This window comes from Brachyspira catarrhinii, from assembly GCF_005518285.1.
In the GTDB taxonomy this organism is placed as follows: domain Bacteria; phylum Spirochaetota; class Brachyspiria; order Brachyspirales; family Brachyspiraceae; genus Brachyspira; species Brachyspira catarrhinii.
Map to the genome: position 1 here is coordinate 1 of NZ_SJDU01000106.1, position 6,702 is coordinate 6,702.

General features: G+C 32.3%; 5 protein-coding genes and 1 pseudogene. 4 read left to right on the top strand and 2 right to left on the bottom strand.

Going from position 1 to position 6,702, the window contains the following annotated elements; genetic code table 11:
* From EZH24_RS05410 to mnmG, 4 genes and pseudogenes are all read left to right on the top strand, one after another.
* Nucleotides 1–389 (top strand): annotated as a pseudogene (locus tag EZH24_RS05410) (hypothetical protein); the annotation flags it as partial.
* A 93-nt stretch (nucleotides 390–482) separates the two neighbouring features.
* The gene (locus EZH24_RS05415; protein WP_137998122.1) at nucleotides 483–752 is read left to right on the top strand and encodes a co-chaperone GroES; all 270 of its coding nucleotides are present in this window, start codon (nucleotides 483–485) and stop codon (nucleotides 750–752) included.
* A gap of 93 nt (nucleotides 753–845) precedes the next feature.
* Nucleotides 846–1,997, top strand: a complete 1,152-nt coding sequence (locus EZH24_RS05420) for a hypothetical protein (RefSeq protein ID WP_137998123.1) — start codon at nucleotides 846–848, stop codon at nucleotides 1,995–1,997.
* 12 nt (nucleotides 1,998–2,009) lie between these two features.
* Complete coding sequence (mnmG, locus tag EZH24_RS05425) at nucleotides 2,010–3,866, top strand: tRNA uridine-5-carboxymethylaminomethyl(34) synthesis enzyme MnmG (RefSeq protein ID WP_137998124.1); 1,857 nt, start codon at nucleotides 2,010–2,012, stop codon at nucleotides 3,864–3,866.
* Nucleotides 3,867–4,061: 195 nt separating this feature from the next.
* Here mnmG and EZH24_RS05430 read toward each other — a convergent pair whose 3' ends face one another.
* A complete protein-coding gene (locus EZH24_RS05430) occupies nucleotides 4,062–5,588 on the bottom strand; it encodes a hypothetical protein (protein ID WP_137998125.1) in 1,527 nt (508 codons plus the stop codon).
* An 18-nt stretch (nucleotides 5,589–5,606) separates the two neighbouring features.
* On the bottom strand, nucleotides 5,607–6,308 hold the full coding sequence (locus EZH24_RS05435; protein WP_137998126.1) for a hypothetical protein: 702 nt from the start codon (nucleotides 6,306–6,308) through the stop codon (nucleotides 5,607–5,609).
* Nucleotides 6,309–6,702 lie beyond the last annotated feature (394 nt).

Below are 6,702 nucleotides of genomic sequence, written 5' to 3' on the forward strand. Positions count from 1 at the left end.
CTGACGCCATAGGCTCTTATGTTGTTAAAGAAAATTATAAAGAAGCGATTGAAACTTTCGGTTTGATAATAAGACTTTTGAATACTATTGAAAATTTTGATAAAATGGTTTTGGAATATGCGCAGAGTATTTACGAAGGTTATGAGAAAGTTTTGCCTTTATACGATTCCATAATGAAAAAAGAAATCGATATAAATATAGCTAAAATATTTCCCGCAAATCATATTCCTTTGTTTAATAATGTTCAAAAAGCGAACGCCACTTATAATAAATTAATAAATTTCGCAATGGTAAGTCCCGCTCTCAAAAGAAGAAAATCTATTTGGTATGGAATACTCGAAAAAGAATCTTCAAATTTGATTATTAATATGTATTCAGGTAAAAAATAATTTGCCTTATTTTGCTTGATTTATTAGTTGACTTTAAAAATTTTTTATTATATAATATTCTAAAAATTAATTAGATTAAAAGGAGTTATAGAAATGTCATCTATTAAACCATTAGCCGATAGAGTTCTATTAAAAGTATTGGAACAAGAGGCAAAAACTTCAAGCGGAATATACATCCCAGAAACTGCTACGGAAAAAACTCAAAGAGCCGAAGTTGTGGAAGTTGGAGAAAGCGAAGATATTAAAGTCAAGAAAGGCGATATAGTTATATACGATAAATACGCTGGCATTCAAATTAAAGAAGGCGATACGGAATATTTAATCGTTAAAAACGAAGAGATAGTCGCTCTTATAAAAAAATAATTTTATAAAGACTTTTGTAAAAATTTAATTTTAAGAACATTCATGTTTTGTCGACTGAATGTTCTTTTTTAAATTATTTTAAGATTAGGTTAAATGAAGAAATATTTATTAATAATTATCATAATGCAGATTTTTGCAACTTTTTTATACGCTCAAGAATCATCGAATAAATCTCCCGAATATATTTTTACTTATAATAAAGAAAACGATTTTAATATTTCCGATACAAACGCGGTAAACGAAGTTTCTATAATGATTGAAAGGCGCGGATTTCCTTTGGTTAATAGACTCGTTAGATTTACTTCTTTGAATCCCGATATTTTTCAATTTGAAACCGAAAATACTGATAATATTAATGAAAATGAATTTGAAGAAGAAAATAAAAATTATACGAATATTTTCGTTATTCCGACTGACGAGGACGGAATCGCTACCGCAAAACTCAATTTATTTAAATCTGGAAACGGAATCGTTCTTATGCATATATTGTATGTCGGTTCTACGGGAAATACGAATATATCTTACGAAGAATTTGCTTATGTCAATATTAAAGACAATTCTTTTCAATCGAAATTTTTGAATTTGGAAGACGAAAGTTTAAATCCGAAAACTTCCATTATAATTATTGCGACTCTTTTTCCCACATTATTTTTAATTTCAATAGCTTTAATATTTATAAGTTATTTCAGACGAATATATTTTGAATACAGAAATATAAAATCAAAAATCGTAATATATACTTTTTTTGGTTTCAGCTCGATAAAAAAACAATTTGCACCGATGCTTCTGTTAATATTTTTAGAACTTTTAATAATCGGTTTTGTGATAACTACGAATAATTATATATTTTTGATTATATTGCTCGTTTTATTTATCGCGGGATTTACCGTCAAAAGAGAGAAAATGTATTCGATAGGATTTTTTATTTTGGCATGCATTTTTATTATTTATATTTATTTAAATACTTTTATAAATTATTTTGGAATTGAATTTATATCGCAAAATAATATTATGAGAAGTCCGATTTTGGTTTTAATATTATTTTTTATAATCACTTCTTTAGTCGGCGGAATATATATACCCGTTTCAATGCTCGCTTTATATAAAGTGGCGTTTGCTTTAAGCGATTTTGCTTTTATATTGGCTTTAGTCGGAATATTTTTATCTTCCGCATTCTATATAGTAAAAGTCAAAAAAAATATCCCGTTTTTATATGAACTCGATTTGATAAAGATAAGAGATTGATTGGTTAAAATTATGAATAATAAATACGATGTTATAGTTGTCGGCGGCGGACATGCTGGAATAGAAGCTTCTCTATCTTCCGCAAGACTTGGCATGAAAACTTTATTAATATCTATTAATCTCGACACAATCGGACAAATGTCATGCAATCCTTCAATCGGCGGAGTTGCAAAAGGAACTATAGCAAAAGAGATTGACGCTTTGGGCGGAGAGATGGGAATTTTAGCCGATAAAACCATGATGCAATTTAGAATGCTAAACAGAAGCAAAGGGAAAGCCGTCTGGGCGCCGAGGGCTCAATCCGATAAATACGCCTATAAAGACGAAGCTACAAAAAGTTTATACTCTCAAAATAATTTAACTTTGCATCAGGATATAGTCGATTCTTTAATAGTTGAAAATAATATTATAAAAGGATTAAAAACCGAGAGAGGACGAGAATATTTATGCGATGCCGTCATACTCACAACGGGAACATTTTTAAACGGACTCATTCATATAGGCTCTTATCAAAAACCAGCGGGCAGAATCGGAGAACTTCCTTCAATAGGTTTGTCGGATAATTTAAGGAGTTTTGGATTTGAAGTCGGCAGATTAAAAACGGGAACTCCAGCGAGAGTGGATTTTTATTCTATTGATTTGGATATTTTGGATATTCAATATGGAGATAATGAAATTGTTCCATTTTCTTTTTTAACTAAAAGTATAGATATTGAACAGACGCCATGCTATATAACCTACACGGATAAAAATATACATAAACTTATTACCGATAATATTCATCTGTCGCCAATGTATAGCGGCGTAATAAAAGGAATCGGTCCGAGATATTGCCCGAGTATCGAGGATAAAGTGGTGAGATTTGCAGACAAGGAAAGGCATCAATTATTTTTGGAGAGAGAAAGCCATAGAACGAACGAAGTTTATATAAACGGTTTTTCTTCAAGTTTGCCCGAAGAGATTCAAATTAAAATGATAAGAAATTTGAAAGGACTTGAAAACGCGAGAATATTAAAACCAGCTTACGCGATAGAATACGATTATATTAATCCAATAGAATTAAAACCCACTTTGGAAACAAAAAAAATAGAAGGCTTATTTTTGGCGGGACAGATAAACGGAACGAGCGGATACGAAGAGGCGGCATGTCAAGGTTTAATTGCGGGAATAAACGCTTCATTAAAAGTCCAAAAACGAGAGTCTTTTATATTGAAGAGGAGAGACGGTTATATCGGAGTATTGATAGACGATTTGACGACAAGAGGAACGAAAGAACCTCATAGAATGTTTACATCTCAAGCGGAACATAGAATGCTTTTAAGACAAGACAACGCGGACGAAAGGCTTACCGAATTATCTTATAATATAGGTTTGGCGAGCAAGGAAAGATTGGAAAAAGTTAAAGACAAAAAAATTAAAACTCAAATATTGGTTGATTTTTTGAATAAAAGAACTCTCACTCAAAAAGAAACGAAAGAATTGGGATTTGAAAAAGAAGCGAAAGAATTTAGAACTATGACATTGGCGTCTATAATAAAGCGTCCAGAATGCAATATAAATACCGTTTTGAAATTTATTGATAAAGATTATAATAAAAATGTTTTAGAGAATGCGGAAACTTCGATAAAATACGAAGGCTATATTTCAAGATATTTAAACGAAATTAAAGATATTGAGAAATACGAGAATATGATTATACCCGAAGATTTTGATTATTCTACTTTGCAGAGCGTGAAGATTGACCAGATAAATAAATTAAAACAGTTTAAACCTTATAATATATCGCAGGCTTTAAGAATTCCAGAAATAGATATGTCGGTCGCTCATATTTTGATTCTTGCTATAAATAATCTTAAAAAGAAAAAATAAAATCGCTATTATGAGATTATTTTTTTCCTTCATTCATTGCAGCCTTTATTTTTCGCATTGTCATTGCGCCTTTTCTTTCTATTTCGTCATTGCGAGGGCAAAGCCCGAAGCAATCAATAAAAAAGGGCATGTATTTCTACATACCCTGTATAGTGTAAAATGTTAATCGAAAAATCTGAAAAAGATTATCTAAACTTATAGTCTATAAGATAATTGAGCGCCCCAAGCGTCTATATCAAATATAGATTTTACTGTCGATGCGCCCGCAAATTCTGTGCCAGCAACCAAGAACAAATCTATAAAGAAATCTTGTCCGATTATAAAGCCTATGCCCGTAAATAAATCCATAGAAGAGGTAAAATTATAACCAAAGGTTTTTGATTTTCCTCCTTGAAGATATTCGGTAGAGGTATTCGTCATTTCAAAGCCCAATCTATAACTTAAACCCGCTCTAAACTCGAACCAATTAACGGGAGTAAATACAGTTCCTATTGGCAATTCCACATAAGGAGTAGTCGTCACGGTAGAAACTTTATTTCCCGTAATCGTAGAAGTTTCATAATTATTATATGTTTCTATCGTAGTGCCATCTGGGTTGCCTACATATGTGCTAACATCGTATTTAGTAGTCGTTGTCGTTTGTCCCACATTGCTAACGCTTACGGATAAACCGACTTTTGGCTCCATAATCAATTGAACTCTGTTATCGGATAAATTCCATTCCAAAGTAGGGTAGGCGTTTATATCGAATTCCATACCGAATATTTTTTCTCTTTCGGTAATTGCGCTACTATTTACAGTATTTCTGGTTGTTGCGCCAGCGCTTTTAGTTTCATTTCTATCGTTTGTGTAATAGGAAGTCTTTTTATTAGGATTATAAATATCGAAACCCAATGTAAGTCCCGCGTTTATTCCCGTCATAGGACCAGAAACTAAAGGCATATAAAATTCTGGGGCTAAAATCATTTTAACTGGAGAAGAAGAGTTTGCATTCGTTCCAGCTTCTATATGCTCGCTATTTCCATAATTTAAATCGTTCACAAAATTACCAGAAATCTCTCTCGAGTAAGTTTTAAGATAGCTGTTATTATCTATATGAAATCTTAAAGGAATTTTTAATTTCATCTCTCCAAACTTTAATCCAACCGCAACTTCATGAACCCATTCCGTATTTGCAAGCGAATTCGTAATAACTCTAAAATTATCGCCGTCAGTATAAGAAGTGTATCCGTTTGTGGAAGATTTTACTCCGCCTCTCGCTATCAAATAATGAATTGAAATCATATCGTTGATTTTGAAAACGGGACGAATCGCAAATGACGAAGCCGTAGTCACTCTTTTACCCAAATAATTTGGAGTTGTTAGCGCGGTAGTAGTTGAATTTGCATAATCGCTTCTTGTCTCGCTCATAGCGTAAGCTCCAGCAAGTCCAAAATACATAGCGTTATTTAATATAGGAATTCCAAAGAAAGCCTGAATAACTTGATTTGAACTCGAATTCAAATTTGGAACATATCCCGCGGAGAATATTATTCTATCCAAATCGAAAACATTTTTCGCGTTCAAATTATCGCTGTCTCTTGAAAACTCTCCCGCTGTCGCTCTCTTTCTTGCCGACAAATCCAAATTGCCAATCATAGTTTGCATATTCGTAGATATTTGAGCGAAAGAATACGCAAAAGTTATAAAAGTTAAAATTAATATATTTATTATCTTTTTCATAGTGAGAACCTCCTTAAATTAATATATCCAAAGTTTATACATGCCATTAGTTGGTATTGAAAGATTAGTCAATATATTATTCGTAATCAAACCGTTGCTAAAGCTTGTAGGAGAGGAACTTATATCGGCAGTCGCTCCAATAACATAAGTTTTGCCAAATAAACTGCCTTCGCTCGAACCTTCTATTTCGGCATATAAATCTAAATTATCCAAAACTGTGGTATTAGTATTTACGCCAATTTTAGTATGAGTCGTTTTTGGAGCTTGAGCTGGAGCAAGTTTTAATTTGTAGCTATATTCAATATTTACAGCGGTTATATTGGCATCCGTAGTATTAAAATTGACTCTATAAACTCCGCCCGCATCGTTATAAACAGGAGTAGCAATTCCCGTAATGTCGGTATTCGTTCCCGCATTGTCGTAAGTAACTTTTGAGATACCCGTAACCGTTATTCCCGCTCCGTTTGTATAACCAGATATACCAAACGAACCTGAAAAAAAGTTGCCTGTTCCTCCAGCTACTAATACATATTTAGTATCATTAGTAGTTATTAGAGTAAGGTTTGACGCCGTTCTTCTTCCCGAGCCAAGCTCTTTGCCCAAGTCGGGTTTCAAGTCTTCGGGTTTCGTGGCGTCCGCTCCCGAACAACTCATGGCGACAATTATCGCCGTTAGGCTTAAAGCCAATAAAATTGTTTGTCCGATTTTGTTAAATCGCATTTTTTTTCTCCTTCGCCGTTTTCGCGGCATTTTTAAATTTTTTTATTAAAATATTATTCTCATAATAATATTTCCAAAAATCGTTAAAATAATAATTAAAATAAATTTTGGGCTTCTTAAAGATAAAAATATCCTTAAAAAGCCCAAATAAAATAAATGTTAGGAATTTAATGAAAAAAATAGTTAAATTATTTTTAAATATCAATGTTTTGAAAAATGCAACAATGTCCCCGTCTTTTAGAAAAGAGAACCGCTTTTTTATATTAAAAAAGTTTGAATTAATATTGAATAAATTTAATAAACATAATTTTAAATAAAGTGCAAAGGATAACGCTGACGGCTGACGGCTGACGGCTGACGGCTGACGTGCAAAACTTCATATTGTAATAATTTA